Source organism: Sphingorhabdus wooponensis, assembly GCF_003933235.1.
In the GTDB taxonomy this organism is placed as follows: domain Bacteria; phylum Pseudomonadota; class Alphaproteobacteria; order Sphingomonadales; family Sphingomonadaceae; genus Sphingorhabdus_B; species Sphingorhabdus_B wooponensis.
In genome coordinates this window covers 1622880-1641682 of the sequence record NZ_RWJI01000001.1, presented here as the reverse complement: position 1 = coordinate 1641682, position 18803 = coordinate 1622880, and the positions used below count along the sequence as shown (strand labels likewise).

Below are 18803 nucleotides of genomic sequence, written 5' to 3'. Positions count from 1 at the left end.
GTGCGGCAAATATGAATTGCGAGTCATTCGCAATAAATAAAAAGGTTCACTATGCCCCGCCTGTCTGCGTCCCTTATCGCTTTGTTGTCAGCTTCTGCATTGACGCAACCTGTCTTTGCCGAAGAAGCGTATGACGACAGCCGGATGATCATTGTGACAGGGTTGAGCGAGGGATATCTTGCGACCAATTCAGTGACCGCGACCAAAACCGACACGCCGCTTATCGATATTCCCCAGACAATCAACGTGGTCACGCGCGACCAGCTGGATGATCAGGCCCATCATTCTCTTGCAGACATTTTACGCTATGTTCCCGGAACGACTGTGGGCCAAGGCGAAGGTAACCGCGACCAGATTACGTTGCGCGGCCAAAACACCACCGCTGACTTTTTCTTGGATGGGGTGCGCGACGACGTCCAATATTATCGCGGGCTGTATAACATTGAGCGGGTCGAAATTCTGAAAGGGCCTTATGCCCTGATCTTCGGTCGTGGCGGTGGCGGCGGCATTATCAATCGCGTGCAGAAATCCCCGTTAAGCGATGATTTTGTTTATGTAGGTCAATCGAGCATCAACAGCTTAGGTGCTCATGATATATCGGCGGATATCAACGTGCCCCTAAGCGATGCAGCTGCCGTGCGCATCAATGCGATATACGAGAATTTTGACAGCCATCGTGATTTTGTCGGCGGAGAGCGTTATGCTTGGAACCCCTATGTCGCTTTTAGGCTTAACGATGCATGGAAGCTCGGCCTCTCATACGAATATGTGAATGACGATCGCACGACGGACCGCGGTGTTCCGTCTATCGCGACCGGAGCGGGACAAGCTAATCGCCCCATTTCGGGCTATCGTGATCAGTTTTTCGGAATTCCGGACGATAATCGCACACGGTTGGAAGCGCAAATAGCCAAGCTTCGGCTTGATGGGGCTTTGGCTTCAAATTTGAGCTTTAGCGGAACGATATTATACGGCGACTATGACAAAATTTACCTTAACGTCTATCCCAATGGCGCAGCGACCGCGCAAAGTGGCACCGTTGCTTTGGCCGCTTACAGCGATCCGACCCAACGTGAAAACTTCATCGCCCAAGCCAATTTGGTATGGGATGTCGAAACAGGTGCGCTGACACATAAAATCCTGGTCGGTACGGAATATGGTGATCAAAAATCGGCCAACCGGCGTTTCAATGGCCTGCTCTCCATGCCAACGCTCAGCTTGGCTAATCCGATATTCCCGACCGTAAGTTATGACACAATATCGCGCGATACTGTGTCCGACGTAAAATTCTTCTCGGCTTATGTTCAAGATCAGATTAGCTTTGGCGACCATATCGACGTGGTAGCGGGCTTGCGATATGATAACTTCGACATTGAAGGCAGTGACCTATTTCCAGCGGTTGACCGGCCCTTCGCCCGAAAGGACGAAAAGGTCAGCCCTCGCCTTGGCCTGATTTTCAAGCCACAGGAAAATATCTCTTTATATGGCAGCTACAGCCAGTCGTTCCTGCCCCGCTCCGGCGATCAGTTCTTGGCGCTGACGGTGACGCAGCAAAATCTCGCACCGGAAAAGTTCACCAATTACGAACTTGGCGCCAAATGGGATGTGCAACCTAATCTCAACCTGACGCTTGCCGTGTTCCAATTGGAACGCAGCAATGCGACAACGCCTGATCCAAGCAATCCGGTCGCCAGCATCAATATCGGAACGACGCGCACGCAAGGCGTTGAGTTGGCTGCCACGGGCAACATTACATCGGCATGGCAAGTGCATGGCGGCTACAGTTATCAAGACGCAGCCCTGGCTGGCAATGACAGCGTGCGTTTGGGGCAGGTTCCCAAACATCAAGCGAGCCTGTGGAACCGTTATGACTTTAACGATCAATTTGCAGCTGGCCTTGGCATCATTCACCAATCTAGCCAGTTAGCGGCAATCCGGACCACTGCAAATACCACAAAATTACCTGCATTTACGCGTGTCGATGCGGCATTTTATTATGATCTGAGTGATGCGTTGCAATTGCAGTTAAACGTCGAAAACCTTTTCAACGCCGACTATTTTTCGGATGCCCATAACAATAACAATATATCAACTGGCGCACCCGTGAACGGCCGCTTTACTATAAGGGCGAAGTTTTAAGCCTAAGTTACAGCGGCGGCATGTGCCTTGGCATTGTGGACATAATGCGCAACGCCAAGCCGCATCCCCATGACCGCAGCATCGTCAAGGTCACGAACAAAGCGGGCCGGCGAACCTGCCCATAATTGCCGCGTCTCTATCCGTTTGCCTTGGGTCAGCATTGCGCCGGCGGCGAGCATGGCGTCGCTTTCGATCACTGCGCCATTCATCACAGTGGAGGACAAGCCAACAAAGGCGCGGTCATGTAAAATGCAACCGTGCAGCATGACATTATGCCCAACCAGCACATCGTCGCCAATGATGGTTGGAAATCCGTCCTCAACACCGGGCATAGGGCCATCGCAATGAATTATGCTGCCGTCCTGAATGTTCGACCGCGCGCCAATGACAACGCGGTTTACCTCTGCCCGTATGACGCAATTGTACCAGATGCTTGCTTCTGCACCGATGGTGACATCTCCAATGATCCGGCAACCCGGCGCAATAAAGGCGGTTTCGTGGATTGTCGGTGTTTTGCCGTTCAACGTAATAATGCTGATGTCGTGGCGCATGTGTGTCATTGGCGTTTCCATAGATGAATATGCGGAGGTGGACGGATTACGCCCTAAGCAAACGCGCCGCTACCGCAGCATGATAGGTCAATATTCCCGAGCATCCCGCGCGTTTGAAGGCCATGAGCGTTTCCAGCACAAGTGCATCACGGTCACCAGCGCCGACAGCGGCTGCCGCCTCAATCATGGCATATTCGCCCGATACCTGATAGGCGAACACAGGTATGTCAAAGCGCTCACGCACCCGGCGGACAATATCGAGATAGGGCAGACCTGGCTTTACCATGACGCTGTCTGCGCCTTCGGCAATGTCCATGGCCACTTCGCGCATCGCTTCGTCGGTGTTGGCCGGGTCCATCTGGTAACATTTCTTGTTACCTTTTAGCAGGCCACGAGAGCCAACCGCATCACGGAACGGCCCGTAAAAGGCACTCGCATATTTGGCGGCATAGGACATGATTTGGACATTATGATGCTCGTTCATTTCCAATGCTTTGCGAATAGCACCAACGCGGCCATCCATCATATCGCTTGGCGCGATGATATCCGCGCCCGCATTGGCTTGGTTGATCGCTTGGTCAACGAGTACAGCGACGGTGTCATCATTGACGACATAACCATCCTCATCGATTAGCCCGTCTTGCCCATGGGTGGTGTAAGGGTCGAGCGCGACATCAGTCAAAACGCCGATCTTGTCTCCATGTGCTTGCTTGATAGCGCGGATGGCGCGGCACATCAGGTTATCGGGGTTGAACGCTTCTGCGCCATCTTCGGTGCGGCGATCGGCCTGTGTGTTCGGGAATAAAGCTATACAGGGTATACCCAATTCTATGGCTTCGGCTGCGCGCAAGACAATCTGGTCAACGGACCAGCGCGAGACGCCGGGGAGCGTTGCAATCGGTTCCTCAACACCTTCGCCTTCTGTTACGAATAAGGGCCAAATGAGGTCGGCGGGCGAAAGCATATTTTCGCGCACCATCGCGCGGCTCCACCCGGTAACTCGGGTGCGGCGTAGGCGGCTATTTGGGAAAGAAGATATATCGCTCATCCAAAACACTTAGCCGCGATACATTCTTTCCTCAACGCCTTATCCGCCGGAGGATGTCTGGCTCTCGCGACGTGTCAGCCGGTCAATTTCCCGCTTTGGCGCTTCGTCTTTTTTAGCGGCTGTTTGCAATGGCGTAAGCGCCGCGCCTGGCGCAACGGACTTCAGGCTTTGCAGCTTACTCTTGAAACGGGAGAGATCGCTCCCGGACAATTGTGCGCGCTGGGTGAATTTCACGGACATTGGATTGACTGCGCGTCCGTTGCGATAAAGTTCATAATGCAAATGTGGCCCTGTCGAAAGGCCCGTGGAGCCGACATAACCAATAACTTGCCCGCGCCGGACTCTGCTGCCGGGACGCGCGGCTATGCGGCTCATATGACCATAGCCACTGGCAAGACCGCCACTGTGGTTGAGACGCACAAAATTTCCATAGCCGCCATTGCGTCCAGCAAAAGAAACCACGCCGTCGGTTACCGCAAAAATGGGCTGGCCATAGCCTGCCTTGAAATCAAGGCCAGCATGCATCCGCATATAACCCAAAATCGGGTGCCGTCTGGGCCCAAAACCAGAGGTTACAGGACCATTGACGGGACGGCTGAGCGCGCCTTTTGATTCACCGATGCCCGATGCTTCAAACCATTGGGTGTTGCCGCCCTGTGTCCATTTGAGCATCTGGATATTCGATTTTCCTCCGCGATCCAGCCCTGCGTATAGCAAGTCGCCGACTTTAACTTCACCGGTTTCAGCGCGCTTGTAATCAATGATGATGTCAAATTGGTCTGTCGGCCGGATGCTGGATAAGGATGTGCGTCCGGAGATGACTTTCAGATAATCCTGAACAGCCTGTGCTGGCGCGCCCGCGGCCCGTGCCGAACGGCTAATACCTGCACTCCCAACAGTCCCGCGAATACGCAGCGGTGTATTGTCAACGTTTATGGGCTTTTTGCTCAATCTTAAACTTCCGACCTCACGATTGATTTCAAGATTGAGGTCGAAGCGTGCGCGAAAAGCCACAGATTCAAGTGGCCTCGGTTGATTTTTGGACGGTCGCGTCCCTAGGACAATGTCTACGGGAGTGCCCGGTTCGATGTCTGACAAAGCAGTTACGCCCGATACCATATTCACGATATTGGCTGCCTCAATGCCGCTGACGCCCGAACGTTGGAGCACACGGGCAAAGCTATCGCCGCGTCCCAAAGATGCTGTGAGTTCAATGCGCGGCCGTTCCGGGCTATCGGCTAGCGCGACAACGGCGTCGGTGGCTGCCATGCGCTTTCCACTGTCGCTGCCATAACCGATGGGCATAATCATTTGCGCGCGCGCTTCTTCAAACTCCGCCTCGGTGAGTATTGAAGGCTGTACGCCATAAATCGGCCCATAATCAGGTATAAGTGCTAGTGCAGCCGCGCTTAATGCGATTAAAGTGGCAAGCCCACGGAACCAACGAACCGATCCGATATCTTCGCCGAGATCCGGCACATAATCAAGTTCGGCCAAACGGTACAGCCAGCTGGCGCTAAGCGCAGGGCTTGTTGATTTGTGACGCATCGACTTGGTCATGGCATCGGGCAACGACACATCTATGTCCCAGCCCTGTCCGACGAGCCGGGTTTCTTTGCCATCAAACATAAGGCGTATATTCCACGACCGTCTTCCCATCCCTACGGGCGTTCCCAAACGCACCCCTGTGGCGTGCGGTGGTTAAAGTCAAATTAACAGGAGCCTTGCTTTTGTCGAACTGCGGCAAACGGTGCAAATTCGCGGATAAGCGTTGGAATTTTGGCACAAACTCGCGGATCGCAATTTATCAGCTTCATAAAATGTAACGCAATGCTATGATCCGTATTGGCCAAGGGAGCAGGACATGAACGACGCGCGGGTTGAATTTTTCTACGATCTTTCAAGTCCATGGACTTATATTGCGTTCCATAATCTTGATGCCCTTATCGCCCGCACCGGCGTGTCTGTGCGCTTGCGCCCGATACTAGTTGGCGGTGTTTTCAATGCAGTCAATCCGTCTGTATATGCCGCCCGAGAAGCGGGTGATAACCCCAAGTTCAAGCATAGTTGGCGGGTTATGCGCGATTGGGCAAAGCTGGCGGGCGTAGAAGTGAACTTTCCAAGCATCTATCATCCGGCAAAAAGCATCAATGCGATGCGCATGGCATGTTCACTTGCAAGCGATCAGGTGGCGTTAAAAACCTTCACAAAAGCGGCCTTTGAGAGTTATTTTGGCGCGCAGGAAAATCTTGACGATCCTGATGTGTTGGTCGCGGTGGCGAACAAAGCTGGTCTGGACGGAGAAGCGATGCGTGTCGCTTCACAGACCGATGCGGTGAAAGCCCTGTTGCGCGCGAACACCGACGAGGTCATAGCGCGCGACGGCTATGGATCGCCGACTATATTTGTGGACAGGGACAAGATGTATTTTGGCAATGATCAATTGCCGCTGGTGGAATTTGCACTGAACAGGAGCGAAGCATGAACGACCGCGTATCTATTTCCATCGACAATCATGTCGCTGATGTCCGCCTGACGCGTGCGGACAAGATGAACGCGCTTGATCCGGCGATGTTTCAAGGGATCATAGCCGCAGGCGAAGAGCTTGCCAGCATGAAAGGCGTTCGCGCAGTGGTATTGTCTGGGGAAGGACGCAGTTTTTGCGCAGGCCTCGACATGGCCAGCATGGCGAGTGGAGGCGCAAGCGCGAGCAGCGGTATGGGAAGCCTCACCGACCGGACTCATGGCAATGCCAATACATTCCAACAGGTCGCCATGCTCTGGCGTAAACTGCCGATGCCAGTGATCGCGGCGGTGCATGGTGTGTGTTTTGGCGGCGGTCTGCAAATTGCGAGCGGCGCGGACATGCGCGTGATTGCGCCGGATGCGCGGCTTGCGGTTATGGAAATGAAATGGGGCCTTATCCCTGATATGGGCGGCTATGCTTTATGGCGCGGGATGGTTCGCGAGGATGTTCTGCGTGAGCTAACCTACACCAACCGCGAATTTTCAGGAGCCGAGGCGCTTGCCCTTGGCTTCGCGACGTTCGTGGACGAAAACCCACACGTCCGTGCCATGGCTATTGCCCGCGAAATTGCGGACCGCAACCCCCATGCGATGCGCGAAGCAAAGGCGTTGTTCAATGAATATGCCGACATGGACGAAGACGCGATATTGATGGCGGAAAGCGTCCGCCAAGCGCGTGTTATCCGTACGCCCAATCAAATCGAAGCCGTGATGGCCGGAATGCAAAAGCGGGCAGGGGTTTTTGTCGATTAGGTTCAGATCCTAAGGTAGCTTAACGTGCAACCGTTCAAATTCCGCGCGCAATTCTTGCGGTAAGGGCGTTGGGCCGTTCGCATCGGTCAGCACGATAGTTGTGATGCAGGTCGCCTTGCATTCCCCGCCTTGAAACGCGGCAGAGGCAATGTCCCAACTGCTGCGGCCAATCCGTAATATGCCGCTGGCAATCTCCACATGTTCAGGAAAATGAGCCTCGGCGATATATTCAATCGCGACACTGACAATCAGCCAGCGTTGCCCGGGAGCGCGGCGCTCGACCTCAATCGCGTGGTTGAACATGCCGCGACCATGCTCGAACAATCCGGCCATGGACACGTTGTTTATGTGACCCAGAAGGTCGAGATCCGCAAAACGCGTTTCGGTGCGATGATTGAAAGGATAGCTGGCGGGATTAAGCTGCCAGCTTTGTGGTTTGGGCATAGGGAACCTTTATCAACAATAGTCACCCTGAACTTTTTTCAGGGTCAATTTATCAGCCTCAACCGCCGGTTGTGTGGCAAGATGGACCCTGAAACGAGTTCAGGGTGACAGAATAGTCCGAGGATATGGATTGTTCTAAAGACCCCGACCGATCAGCTCTTTCATGATCTCGTTCGTGCCGCCGAAAATCCGCGTCACGCGGGCAGCGCGCCACATGCGCGCAATAGGATATTCGTTCATATATCCTGCGCCGCCATGCAGTTGCAGACAGGCATCGACAACTTCCCATTGCAGTTCAGTGTGCCACAATTTGGCCGCGGCGCCTTCTTCGGCAGTCAGTTCTTTTTTATAATGGCGGTTCAATGCCCAATCGAGATGGGCCCAGCCCACCTGCAACTTCGATTTGATATCAGCCAAAACAAAACGGGTGTTCTGGAAATCCAGCAATGGTTTGCCGAAGACAATCCGGTCGCGGCAAAAAGCAACAGTTTCATCAAACGCCTTTTGCGTGCTGGCCATGGATGAAACAGCGATTGAGAGGCGTTCCTGCGGCAATTCGCTCATCAGATAGATGAAGCCCTTGCCCTCTTCGCCCAAGCAATTGGTCATGGGCACGCGCACATCTTCAAAGAAAAGCTCTGAGGTGTCGGCTTCATCCATACCAATTTTGTCGAGGTTGCGCCCGCGCTTAAAACCTTCACGGTCGGCTTCAACCAAAACAATCGACATGCCCTTATAAGCGGGCTGAATTTCGGTGTCGGTCTTTACGCAGACGAGGATTAGGTCCGCATTTTGGCCGTTGGTGATGTATGTCTTGCTACCGTTGATGACATAATGATTACCATCTTTTTTGGCGGTGGTTTTCATCCCCTGAAGATCACTGCCGGTGCCTGGCTCAGTCATGGCGATGGCAGTGATAACCTCACCAGAAATCATTTTGGGCAGCCAGTGCTTCTTCTGCTCTTCGCTGCCGTAGCTGGTGATATAGTTTACGACGATATCGGACTGCAGCGAGAAGCCAGTGGCTACGCCGCCATAATAAGCCGACTCTTCGTCGACAATGGCATTATACCCAAAGTCGAGACCAAGGCCGCCATATTCCACTGGCACGGTGGGGCAAAGCATGCCGACTTCGCCAGCCTTAGGCCAGATTGATTTGGGGACGATGCCGTCTTCCTGCCACTGCTTTGCGTGGGGCGCGACTTCCTTTTGCAGGAATTGGCGCACCGACTGACGAAAGGCTTCATGATCTTCATTATAAGCGGTGCGTGGAATGCTATCGAGTGACATGGAAAAATCCCCTGCAAAAATGTCCGACGGTTTCTGCTTGCATCAATGACAGTAACTTGACGCGGACGTCAAGCCGAATTTAATCGTTTGATTAAACTGGCTCGCCGGCATCCCGTGCACGCTCGACAATCGTTCTTTCGGCCTTAGGTACCGTCCGATAGGCTGCGATCAATAAAGCCAAGGCAATAGGTGCAACCGCAATGAGCGAGAGGATACCAACGCGCAAATCGCCGACCAATTTGCCATCGACCATCGTTCCGGCAAGGTCGGAAATTTGCCCGACCATATAAGGACCGAATGACAAGCCCACGAGCGTAGTACCCAAGAAAAACGCTGCCGTTGCCGTGCCACGCATGCGTGGCAGGACAAGATCTTGCGTTGTGGCTGCAGCTGCACCGAGTGCCGTCGCGCCCAACATTCCGGCGAGGAAATTCATCATGTAAAACAAGATCGCGTTATCGGTGGTGTACCCAATGGCGATGGGGATGATCGGGCCAAAGACGCCGAGAATAACCACAAGAATACGGCCAGCGGGATTCTTGGTACGCAGGGCATCCGCGACGCGGCCACCTACGATTACGCCCAAAAAGCCGCTGACTGCGCCATTTGCGCCGAGGATGAAGGCCAGTTCCTGCTTCGGTAGGCCAAGCACGATTTCCGCATAAGGCGCGGACCAGAAGGCCAAGGCGTAGGCTGCCAAAGCGACAAGGCCATATCCAATGGTTGTGCAGATAAATGCAGGCGTGCCCCAAATCAGGCGGAAGGTCGCAGGGTCCTTGGCGCGGAGCGTCGATGCCCATGAGAAGACCGCGTAATAACCAAAACCAACCGCGGACCATTGCGGGAAATTGCCGGTAAGCTTAATCATCCAATAAGCAAAAGCGGCAATGGCTGCGCCGGTTGCGATATTTATCGCAAGTGCAGCGGGACCGCGTTGCCAAGCACCGAGCAACGTAAAGGGCGGAACGATCATCGATAGGTCGCTCACAAATGCGCGGAAAGGAGCCGGGTGCGCAGGCGTTTCCAAGCCGTCCATTGCCCCGCGTTTTGGTTCACGTAAGCTTGCAACCCACAATCCTACTAAGACGCCCGGAATACCAACCGCGAGAAATGCTGCCTGCCAACCGACAAGACCAAGTGGGCCGCCTTGGGGATATGCGTCGTTCCAGCCTTGGACGATGAGCGCGCCAATGAACAAAGACACACCGCCACCAATGTACAAACCGGAGGAATAAATTGCGAGTGCGGTCGCGCGTTGTCTTTTGGGGAAATAATCGGAAATCAGGGAATATGCTGTTGGGCTTGCTGTCGCTTCGCCGACGCCAACGCCCATGCGCGCGATGGTCAATTCAGCTTGATTGCGGGCAAAGCCAGACACGGCGGTCATGATTGACCATAAGGCAAGGCCAATGGATAACAGCTTTACGCGGCTCCAATTGTCCGCCAGGCGGCCAAGAGGAATGCCAAACAATGCGTAAAATACCGCAAAGGCCGCCCCGCCCAAAAAACCCATGTCTGCGTCGGTCAGGCCAAGGTCGGCCTTGATATCAACCGCCAAGATACTGAGAATTTGACGGTCGATGAAGTTGAGGATGTAAACGACAACCAGCACCACTAATACATACCAGCTGTAACTGCTTGCTTCGGGCAATGGCGCTTCGGGTTGTTGCAAAACGACGTTGTTGTTTTCACCATCGGTCGTCACACTCACATCACTCTCCCTTTTAGGCTGGCTGCGCCATATAGGCCTATGGCTAGCAGAACAGCCAAGCGGTGCAACCCGATTTACGACAGGATCGACGACGAGCTTGGGGGCGGTATGGCAGCCATGGGAAAACTATATCGCCAGTTGTCGATGTCTTATCCGGCACCATCAGCAAAAAACGTTACGTTGTGTGTCGTGTTTCGCTTGAATCTGGAACGATTTCATCCAATATACGCGTTATGCGGCTATATTGCCGTGTTTTGAGGAGAAATAATTCATGGCACAGTGGTCCGATCCACGGGTAACCGGGACCCAGTCAAGTCTTGCAGGTGTCGGCTCACGCGCCGGTGATGTCGCTTTTGACGCCGGTCTGCGTTCGCACATGCTCAAGGTTTACAATTATATGGCGTCGGGCGTGTTGCTGACTGGCATCGTCGCGATGTTGTTTGCGCAAACCGAACTGGCGCAAAATCTTATGCTTAACCCAAGCTTGATGAGCTGGGTCATTATTCTGTCACCTCTGGTGGTTGTAATGGTGATGAGCTTCGGACAGGGCAAGTTTTCAGCGGCAACGCTTCAGGCTATGTTCTGGGGCTTTGCGGTCCTGATGGGCCTCTCACTGGCGCGCATTTTCATGATGTTCACCGGTGAATCTATCGCGCAAACCTTCTTTGCAACATCGGCTGCTTTTGCGGGTCTCAGCCTGTGGGCCTACACCACTAAGAAGGATATGAGCGGTTGGGGAAGCTTCCTCGTGATGGGCATGGTCGGTTTGATCGTGGCATCAATCGTCAATATCTTCTTGGGTTCTGACACTTTGGGTTGGGTGATCAGCTGCGCAGGTGTACTCATCTTTGCTGGTCTTACTGCTTATGATACCCAACGTATCAAGAACGAATATTTCTATCTGCAAGGTCCGGAAATGATTGGTAAGGCTGCGGTTATGGCTGCACTGACCCTCTATCTCGACTTCATCAATATGTTCCAGTTCCTGCTCAGCTTCTTGGGCAACCGCGAATAACCATCTGCGGCTCAGCTTGAACAGATAATCATGGCCCAGTGGTGCACCACTGGGCCATTTTCTTTGTGATTTGGTCGAACAGGGCTTTTCATTCGGTCTAAAATTTTGTTGGACTTAGGTTCAGCATATCGGAGAATAAAAAATGCGTCGGGGCATCAAACATTTAGCAGCCATCATCCTCGTCACTGTCATTGCCGCTTGTGCACCACCCCCTGTAAAGGTTGCACCTGCTCCAATTCAACTTCCGCCGACACCTACGCCTGCTATGCCGCTACCACCAGGCGCCGCCGCCTTGTCGATGACCCTACCACCCATCGGTGTCGATGGTATCCGCGTAACGCCCAATCGGGGGCTCAGCCGTGACGAGCAGATTTGGCATTTCCGTTCCGCGCTCAACGTTGCGGCGCTCAATTGTCAGGGGCCTGTGTGGGGGCAAATCGCAACCGAGTATAATAAGTTCATTATCATTCATAAGGCATTGCTGTCGAGAACCAGCAAGGCCGTCGACCGCGAATATGTTAAGCGTTATCCAAAGCAGAATGGTCTCCGCATCCGCGATACGCGGATGACGGATCTATACAATTATTTCGCGCTACCGCCCGTGCGCGCACAATATTGCGATATGGCGCTGCGCAAGCTGCAAGAGGCCAATCAAGTGCCAAAAGAAGCCTTGCCCGAATATGCGATGGGTAGCCTCGCCGATATCGACAATGTGTTTGTCAATTTCTACGATGCCTATGCAAAATATGTACAGGATTTAGCGGATTGGAACATGAAATATGCACCAAAACCGGCTTATGATCCTGCCAACAACATTATGGTTCCATCGGTAACTTCGCAGCCCTAAGAGGCTTTGCCCACCAATAGGAAGAACCGTTCACAGCCGTGATAATGTGAACGGATGAACGCTTTTTCAAGCCATGCTAATATAATCGCGCATGGCGGCGGCTTCGGTTTCGATCTTCTCGATACGGTGTTTGACCAAGTCGCCGATGGAGACGAAGCCGACAAGCGCATCATCCTTGATGACGGGCAAGTGGCGAATGCGCCGTTTTGACATGAGCGATAGAGCCGACAATATGGCGGTATCTGGCGCGACGGTAATGGCTGGTGCCGTCATCGTCTCGGAAACTGTTTTTGTAAGAAAGCTCGCGCCATGCTTCGCCACACCATATACTATGTCGCGTTCGGAGAAGATACCAATCACGGATGTGTCGTCGACGACAGGAAGCGCACCAATGCGGTTTATTGCCAATCGGGTAACGACTTCACCCACGCTTTCATGTGGCAGTGCCGTCAACACGTCTCGATGGTTATTGGCCAGTATTGCAGAAATCGTCATCGACTCTCTCCCTTATGTCCTTGCCCATGATGGAACTTATAGCATAAGGCAGCCTTATCAAGCTATGACTCGCCCCTCCCGCCTCGATGATCCCGAATATGCTCACTTCGCATGGCAGCGATACTGGCGCCTTATGCGGTGGATGTTTGGTGTCACATTGCTTGTGACCGCAATCGCATTGGGTGCATTCTGGTGGCAGAACGGAATGGTTTCCATCCACTTTTTCATTGCGACCACAGGCGCAATTGTGGGTGCTATCATGCTGACAGCGGCGTTGATGGGCCTTGTCTTCTTGTCCAGCGGGTCGGGACATGATGAAGCCATTGATGATCCATTTGAAGATGAAGTCGACCGGTGACGGAGAATATCCGTAATCTACCGCAGCGGAATGACCCGGTACTTCGTGTTATTCCGGGGCCAGCAGATATCAATGCCAATGGCCACATCTTTGGCGGCTGGGTGCTTGGTATGATGGATCAGGCCGGCGGGATATTGGCAGGCCGTATCGCACAGGGCGCCTGCGCAACCGTTGCGATTGAAAAGATGGAGTTTATCGCGCCCATATTGTTGCGCGACATTATCTCTGTCTATGCAACCCTGGAACATCGCGGGCGTACGTCGATGGGCATCCGTGTCGAGGTGATAGCCACACGCGAGCGTGGCCAGCAAGAGGTTAAGGTAACTGAAGGATTATTCACCTTCGTCGCGCTAGATGAAAATCACAAACCACGGCCCTTGCCAGAGGCTTGAAGGCGCCGGAACCTAATCCAGCGCCCGTTTTATAATCCTAATAAGCTTTAACGCCTCAATCATTCGGCGGCGGCGGGCATTTCATCATCACCAGATGCTTTGGCACGGCGGGCGCGTGGCTTGCGCGCTGGCTTTTCGGCGGCATCATCGTCGCTTGACGAAATCGCAATGGATGGAGGTAAAACGGCAAGGTCGAGGCCTGCTGGGGCGTCGTCCATAATCTCGCTGTGATGACGGCGTGGGCCGCGATTGCCAGAGCGTTCGCTGCGTTCGCTGCGTTCGTTGCGCTCACTACGTTCTGGACGGCGCGTGCGCATATCGCGTTGCTGACCGCGCGGCTCTCTGTCGTTTGCTTCCTCATCAGATGCGTCTTCCGCATCATCATTCCCCGATGAAGGTTGCTCATCGTAATTGGGCGACCGATCATAATTTGGCGTGCGGTTGTCGTTTTGCCAATCGTCGCGATCATCGCGATTGTCGTCACGCGCATCATCACGTTGACGGCGTTCACCTTGCTGTTCCTGACGCGCTTCTTGACGACTACGGAAATCGGCGAGCACGCGGAAATAATGGTCGGCAAATTGCAGGTGATATTCTGCGTTCACGCGATCACCGTTAAACTGTGCATCCTGTGCCAGCTTTTTGTATTTTTCCAACATCTGCGCTGCGTTGCCGCGCGCACGATTATCAATCTGGTTCTGATAATCAAAACCACTACGATTGTTATTCTGTTGCCGGTTGTTGTTATTGTTGCGACCGCGCCGACGATTGTTGTTCTGCTGCTGCCTGTTGCTGGTATTCATCAGGGCTGACCCGTCCTCTTTTTAGCACTTCAATTGCATGGAGCCCCTGAACCCTGTTAGGTTGCGCGCGGGTCAGCATTGACCCATATACTTCGTCCATCTGCGCTGGGGGGCGGCTTCGCGCTAAAAGACCTTCAAATAGGTGTTTTTGCTGCGATGCCTGTTTGTCCTAGTCCTACTATTCTGTGATTCCAAGCGAAAAGCGAATAACGCGCGGATTTCCGGCAAGATCATGCCGTAATTCAGTCAGATACCCCGCTTCCGCGCCAAGAGCGCGCACAGAATCCGCCTGATTATAGCCAATTTCAAAAAAGGCGACTCCGCCCGCATGCAGCAAATGGCGCAAGGCTGGGATCAGGATTCGGTAATCATTCAGGCCGTCCGCTCCGGCAAACAAGGCGCTATGCGGTTCATGATCCGATACCATCGGCGCGAGCGTGGCGGCATCTTCAATATAAGGTGGGTTGCATAAGATAATGTCAAATCGCCCAAGCCCTTCGGTCCAGTCCGCCTTCGTCCAATCGCGCCGTTCAAATTGGGCGCGGTCGGCAAAGCGCAATCGCTGGGCATTGTCGCTGGCCACCTTAAGGGCACCTGCGCTGGCGTCGATACCGATTCCCAGAGCATCCGGAAATATCGACAAAGCCGCAAGCAACAGCGCCCCTGACCCAGTACCAAGGTCCGCAATGTGCGTGGGCGCTTGATCTTCGACAAACCAGTCCACCGCCCCCTCCAGCAGGGTTTCGCTGTCAGATCGCGGAATAAGTACATCGGGTGTGACGCACAACTCTAGGTCCCAAAACGCCTGCACTCCTGTGATGTAGGCGACGGGTTCATCGGCCATTCGGCGGGCGAGTAGGCCAGCATAGCTATCCGGCGCATTGATATCATGCTGCCGCAGCAGCATCGCGGACCTGTCCATGCCGAGGGCATGCGCCAGCAACAGCTCCGCGTCTAACCGCGGTGTCGGGCTGATGCCTTCTAGGGCAGCGGTTGCTTCGCGCAGAACAGGAGCAAGGCCAGTCATCATCCGCCCCTATATCCCACCACAGGCAAAGCCCAATGATTTTTCCGCGCTATGCGCGCGCACAGGCGCTTCCGGCTGTATTTAAGCGGCGGCGTCGACTTTTACAGGGCCAAGTTCTTTCAAGCAAGCCTGCACCTTCGACATGGCCTCACTGGGGCTGGGCGGGTTCGAGACAAGTTCCGCCACGCTTTGGCCATCCATGACCTTGTCCGCTGCGCAGCCGCAGACGGCGCTGATATCCACATTTATGCCTTCGGGAATCTGCTCGCCTGCTGCCGTCGTGCACGTCGCGACCAGCGATTTACGCACGCTAATCTGCACAGTATCATTGAGCGCGCCGCCTTCACCACATCCTGCCAGCATTACCGACAATAAGGCTATCGTCATCATCCGTTTCATAAGCTTCCTCTTGTGCAGCACCCCCGCACCCAAAGATGTGGGCGGCACTGCCAAGATTACAAGTCGGCTTATGTGCAGCCCCGCCTTATTTAAAGCCCAACGCCACACGCATGATGTGGAAGATAGTGTTTTGTTCAATCGTGCCCTTGAACAAATGCGCCTTTGGCCCTGCCGCGCGCGCCACGACATCGTCACCGCCATGCGTTTCGGACATAAGCGGGATCAACGATTGTTGGCGGTAATTGAGAGCGCTTGTGTCCGCCTTTGCAGGGTCAGGGCGCTCGGCCGCATTCACCGCGCCGGGACCATTGGCATAGCCCAAAGTGGTGAAGCCTTTGCCATCCATCGCCAAGGTCGGCGTGCCGACAGGCGCAGACACAACGCCAAGAATCGGGTTCCCGCGCTCAGGATAGCCCGCGATCGTGAACACATGGCTATGGTCCGATGTCACGACAATCAACGTTTCGCGCAGATCAACGCTCTCCATCGCGGCCTTGAGTGCCGCGTTGAGCGCAACGGTGTCTTGCAAGGCGCGGCGGGCATTACCGCCATGATGGGCATGGTCAATCCGGCCTGCCTCAACCATCAGGACATAGCCCTTTTGGTTCTTTGACAGCATAGCAATCGCTTTGGTTGTCATTTCGGCAAGCGAAGGTTCTTTATTGCCTGACGCTGTCCGGTCCGCCTCAAACTGCATATGCGATGGTTCAAATAGGCCAAGCAGCTTGGTCGTTTTCTTCGGGTCAACCGCGACGAAACTGTCGCGGTTCCAGACATAAGCGCCCTTGGGGTTGGCGGCGGCCCATGTCGCGGCCAAATCCCTGCCATCGGCGCGCTTGCCCTTTCTTTCGGCATATTCGGGGTCGGCCATCGTCGCCGGAATGAAATGCTGACGCCCACCGCCCAGCATAACCTCAAGCCCGTCACCATGCGGCCATTCGACCATCTGCCGGGCGATGTCGGTGCAACCAGCGGCCTTGGCCGCGGCGGGCATATTGGCGTCGACTTCCCAATCGCGCTGCGCGACATGGGCGTAGGTGGAGGCGGGCGTGGCATGGGTGATGGTCGCGGTGGAGACGATGCCCGTGGCAAGGCCGCGATCCTCCGCCATGCCGAACAAGGATTGCACCTTAAACGGCGCGGTTGCGGCGCAGTCATTCTCAATCGCCTCAGGCCCCACGCCAATCACGCCATTCAGCGTTTTGACGCCGGATACAATCGCGGTTGCAGTGGGCGCGCTGTCGGGCACTTGCGCGTCATGCGAGTAAGTTTTGACCAAGGCGGTGTGCGGCAAACGATCCATTTGCGCGACATAGGATTCGCCGTCGAGGCCAAGCTGCTGCCCCTCAAAAATGCGTCCGGCGGTCAATGTGCTCACGCCCATGCCATCGCCGATGAACAGGATGACATTACGCGCCTTGCCGTCATTGGGCTTGTCGGCGCGCAAGCGTTGCAGCTCGGCTTGGCCAGCCTTAAGATAGCCTTCGCTGGTGCTGATCGGCGGCTTTGCGGGCGCAGGTGCGGCAGTAGGCGTGGGAGCAGGGGCAGCGGTAGGCGCGCCTTGCGCGAACAACGGCGCGGCGATCAGGCTGGATGCCAAAAGGGCGGATGACAGTTTACGCATGCGATACTCCTCAAAAGCGTGGCACCCCATCGCCGACCAAGATGACCAGCGCGTGACAGGGGCGTGATGCGAAGTGTTTACACGGCCAAGCTTGCGTTGGCGAGAGGGCGTGTGGGGGCGGGCGTGGGTTCTTATGTCCGGTGTAGAGTTGCGCGCAAGTTTAGGGGGTGTCGCACCTATCGCCGTAATTCCAACGTAATTCTAAAGGCCGAATTTCAAAGTGCTTGCAATTGTAATTCAATCTTGGAACACATTGAGTATGTCATATCCAACGCCACCAAACCCCAAGTCAAATGTAAAACGGGCGGGTCGTGCCATCGGAGCTGGAACTGCTACCGATGCAGATTTCGAGTTGGTTGATCAATGGAGGTCATCTCACGGATATGTGATCAACACATTTCAGGCGTGGCTGAAGGGACAAATAAAAAAGAAAAATTATAACGTCGAGTTTGCTCAGCGCTTAAAGCGCCGAGCGACGGTGATTGATAAGCTGAAAAGAGTGCGCCCAGACGGGCAACCCTTAATCCAAGATGTTACATCAATGCAGGACTTGGCGGGATGCAGACTTGTATTTGAAACGCTGGACGAACTTATCGATTTTCGAAGCCATATGAGATCCGAAGGGGTGCTTCGAAATGTGAAGCATAAATTAAAAAACGATGAAGATAAGTTCGATTACATCGAATCCCCTAAAGATACAGGTTATAGAGGAATACACGACGTATACCGACATCAGCCTCGCCAGCATCGTCGAACCTCGGTTTCTTCTGACCCATGGCATGGACTGTTGGTAGAAGTCCAGTATCGGACACGGACGCAACACGCTTGGGCAACTGCGGTGGAAATTTCCGATATGATTGATCAAGAACGGACGAAATTCGTCACCGGCCTTGATAACAACGATGACAACAGGGTGCAGTTTTTTCGTATCGCAAGTGAGATAATTGCACGAACTTATGAAAATAAACAAAAAGCGTTATTAGATAAATCAACTAATGATTTACAGAATGATTTACAAAATTTGGAAAATGATCTTCATATTATGGATCGGTTAGAGGCTTTGAAGTCTTTCAGTGATGGAGACTCCTTGGGTCGGCACAGCGTTTTAAATATTATTAGGGAAAACGATGTATTAAATTTACAAGTTCTTCCCTTCAAAAATGCTGAAGCTGCAATAGCGATGGCAAATCATTTAGAACTTTTGGAAAATAGTATTAATGCCGTTTATGTACGTTCAGACAATCCATCTCAACTAAGGTCCATCTACCGAAATTATTTTAACGATCCAATAGATTTTGTAAAACTTTTGAAATCGGAAGCTGAGTTAAAATAGCGATATGGTGACAATTGCGTCATCCCCGAAATAGCTTTGGCGGATGAC

At 53.7% G+C, this 18803-nt stretch carries 19 protein-coding genes; 8 read left to right on the top strand and 11 right to left on the bottom strand.

All coding sequences use genetic code 11. The annotated features are described in order from the left end of the window. Positions 1-51: 51 nt before the first annotated feature. The gene (locus D7D48_RS08020; protein WP_125230769.1) at positions 52-2139 is read left to right on the top strand and encodes a TonB-dependent receptor; all 2088 of its coding nucleotides are present in this window, start codon (positions 52-54) and stop codon (positions 2137-2139) included. Positions 2140-2141: 2 nt separating this feature from the next. Here D7D48_RS08020 and D7D48_RS08015 read toward each other — a convergent pair whose 3' ends face one another. Genes D7D48_RS08015 through D7D48_RS08005 form a run of 3 tightly spaced genes read right to left on the bottom strand, consistent with a single transcriptional unit; the run spans position 2142 to position 5367 of the window. Continuing rightward, positions 2142-2690, bottom strand: coding sequence for a gamma carbonic anhydrase family protein (locus D7D48_RS08015; RefSeq protein WP_425452547.1), 549 nt, complete (start codon positions 2688-2690; stop codon positions 2142-2144). A 46-nt stretch (positions 2691-2736) separates the two neighbouring features. Then, complete coding sequence (gene hemB, locus D7D48_RS08010; RefSeq protein ID WP_125230767.1) at positions 2737-3738, bottom strand: porphobilinogen synthase; 1002 nt, start codon at positions 3736-3738, stop codon at positions 2737-2739. Positions 3739-3777: 39 nt separating this feature from the next. After that, the gene (locus D7D48_RS08005; RefSeq protein ID WP_245964380.1) at positions 3778-5367 is read right to left on the bottom strand and encodes a M23 family metallopeptidase; all 1590 of its coding nucleotides are present in this window, start codon (positions 5365-5367) and stop codon (positions 3778-3780) included. Positions 5368-5602: 235 nt separating this feature from the next. Here D7D48_RS08005 and D7D48_RS08000 point away from each other — a divergent pair, with 235 nt between their 5' ends. Together D7D48_RS08000 and D7D48_RS07995 are read left to right on the top strand one after the other, a co-directional pair. Beyond that, positions 5603-6223 carry a 2-hydroxychromene-2-carboxylate isomerase gene (locus tag D7D48_RS08000; RefSeq protein ID WP_125230766.1) on the top strand — a complete coding sequence of 207 codons (621 nt, stop codon included), beginning with the start codon at positions 5603-5605 and terminating at the stop codon, positions 6221-6223. Continuing rightward, on the top strand, positions 6220-7017 hold the full coding sequence (locus tag D7D48_RS07995) for a crotonase/enoyl-CoA hydratase family protein (protein ID WP_125230765.1): 798 nt from the start codon (positions 6220-6222) through the stop codon (positions 7015-7017). The genes D7D48_RS08000 and D7D48_RS07995 overlap by 4 nt, the downstream gene beginning before the upstream one ends. A gap of 9 nt (positions 7018-7026) precedes the next feature. Here the strand turns inward: D7D48_RS07995 and D7D48_RS07990 are convergent, their stop codons facing one another. The 3 genes from D7D48_RS07990 to D7D48_RS07980 all read right to left on the bottom strand — a co-directional run bounded on the left by D7D48_RS07990 (position 7027) and on the right by D7D48_RS07980 (position 10456). Next, the gene (locus D7D48_RS07990) at positions 7027-7461 is read right to left on the bottom strand and encodes an acyl-CoA thioesterase (protein WP_125230764.1); all 435 of its coding nucleotides are present in this window, start codon (positions 7459-7461) and stop codon (positions 7027-7029) included. Between the two features lie 135 nt (positions 7462-7596). Then, positions 7597-8751: an acyl-CoA dehydrogenase family protein gene (locus D7D48_RS07985; protein ID WP_125230763.1), complete on the bottom strand. Its 1155-nt coding sequence runs from the start codon at positions 8749-8751 to the stop codon at positions 7597-7599. 91 nt (positions 8752-8842) lie between these two features. Further along, positions 8843-10456, bottom strand: coding sequence for a spinster family MFS transporter (locus tag D7D48_RS07980; protein ID WP_425452546.1), 1614 nt, complete (start codon positions 10454-10456; stop codon positions 8843-8845). A gap of 277 nt (positions 10457-10733) precedes the next feature. On the opposite strand from D7D48_RS07980, the gene D7D48_RS07975 reads away from it, so the two are divergent. Together D7D48_RS07975 and D7D48_RS07970 are read left to right on the top strand one after the other, a co-directional pair. Continuing rightward, on the top strand, positions 10734-11477 hold the full coding sequence (locus D7D48_RS07975; RefSeq protein WP_125230762.1) for a Bax inhibitor-1/YccA family protein: 744 nt from the start codon (positions 10734-10736) through the stop codon (positions 11475-11477). Positions 11478-11619: 142 nt separating this feature from the next. Further along, positions 11620-12324 (top strand): hypothetical protein, encoded by a 705-nt coding sequence (locus D7D48_RS07970; protein WP_125230761.1) that lies wholly within the window; start codon positions 11620-11622, stop codon positions 12322-12324. 66 nt (positions 12325-12390) lie between these two features. On the opposite strand, the gene D7D48_RS07965 is transcribed toward D7D48_RS07970, so the two are convergent. Continuing rightward, a complete protein-coding gene (locus D7D48_RS07965; RefSeq protein ID WP_125230760.1) occupies positions 12391-12819 on the bottom strand; it encodes a CBS domain-containing protein in 429 nt (142 codons plus the stop codon). Positions 12820-12883: 64 nt separating this feature from the next. Here D7D48_RS07965 and D7D48_RS07960 point away from each other — a divergent pair, with 64 nt between their 5' ends. Continuing rightward, entirely contained in the window at positions 12884-13177 is a 294-nt protein-coding gene (locus D7D48_RS07960) for a LapA family protein (RefSeq protein ID WP_125230759.1), read from the top strand. Beyond that, positions 13174-13569, top strand: a complete 396-nt coding sequence (locus D7D48_RS07955; protein WP_125230758.1) for an acyl-CoA thioesterase — start codon at positions 13174-13176, stop codon at positions 13567-13569. The genes D7D48_RS07960 and D7D48_RS07955 overlap by 4 nt, the downstream gene beginning before the upstream one ends. 59 nt (positions 13570-13628) lie before the next feature. On the opposite strand, the gene D7D48_RS07950 is transcribed toward D7D48_RS07955, so the two are convergent. The 4 genes from D7D48_RS07950 to D7D48_RS07935 form a co-directional block, all read right to left on the bottom strand. Then, the gene (locus tag D7D48_RS07950; RefSeq protein WP_125230757.1) at positions 13629-14372 is read right to left on the bottom strand and encodes a DUF4167 domain-containing protein; all 744 of its coding nucleotides are present in this window, start codon (positions 14370-14372) and stop codon (positions 13629-13631) included. 178 nt (positions 14373-14550) lie between these two features. Beyond that, positions 14551-15402, bottom strand: a complete 852-nt coding sequence (gene prmC / locus D7D48_RS07945) for a peptide chain release factor N(5)-glutamine methyltransferase (RefSeq protein ID WP_125230756.1) — start codon at positions 15400-15402, stop codon at positions 14551-14553. Between the two features lie 78 nt (positions 15403-15480). Further along, positions 15481-15798: a hypothetical protein gene (locus D7D48_RS07940; RefSeq protein ID WP_125230755.1), complete on the bottom strand. Its 318-nt coding sequence runs from the start codon at positions 15796-15798 to the stop codon at positions 15481-15483. Between the two features lie 85 nt (positions 15799-15883). Next, the gene (locus D7D48_RS07935) at positions 15884-17422 is read right to left on the bottom strand and encodes an alkaline phosphatase family protein (RefSeq protein WP_125230754.1); all 1539 of its coding nucleotides are present in this window, start codon (positions 17420-17422) and stop codon (positions 15884-15886) included. Positions 17423-17681: 259 nt separating this feature from the next. On the opposite strand from D7D48_RS07935, the gene D7D48_RS07930 reads away from it, so the two are divergent. After that, the gene (locus D7D48_RS07930; protein WP_125230753.1) at positions 17682-18755 is read left to right on the top strand and encodes a RelA/SpoT domain-containing protein; all 1074 of its coding nucleotides are present in this window, start codon (positions 17682-17684) and stop codon (positions 18753-18755) included. Positions 18756-18803 lie beyond the last annotated feature (48 nt).